This is a genomic window from Pseudomonas sp. SMSB3 (assembly GCF_052041965.1).
Lineage (GTDB): Bacteria > Pseudomonadota > Gammaproteobacteria > Pseudomonadales > Pseudomonadaceae > Aquipseudomonas.
Genome location: NZ_JBKGGV010000048.1, coordinates 1 through 379, shown reverse-complemented (window position 1 = coordinate 379; position 379 = coordinate 1). Strand labels below are relative to the sequence as shown.

The window sequence follows — 379 nt, the reverse complement described above, 5'->3', positions numbered from 1 at the left end:
TCACCAGTTGCTTTGGCTACGATGCGATGGGGCGCAAAGCTTGGCAGTTTGCCTCGACCTTGCCCGCCGACAAGCTTTCGCAGGTGCACAACACCGGCATCAATACCTCGCTGCTGGTCGAGCATGCCTATAACCCGATTCATCGCCGCTATCAGTACGACCCAGCGGGCGAGCTAGTGCGCACGCTCGACAAACTGCGAGGCGAGATCAAGTACGAGTACGAAGCCAACGGCCAGTTGCGCAGCCGCGATACTGGTTCGCTGGTAGGCAGTGAAGAATTCCGCTACGACGCGGCGGCGAACCGGCTGGACTTCAATGCCCGGCAGTTCGACAAGGTTAAAGACAACCGGATCAAGCGGTGGCGTGATCAGGAGTACCG

General features: G+C 59.1%; 1 pseudogene. It reads left to right on the top strand.

The features are described from left to right. Nucleotides 1-379: pseudogene (locus ACLEJW_RS23235) on the top strand (HNH/ENDO VII family nuclease); the annotation flags it as partial.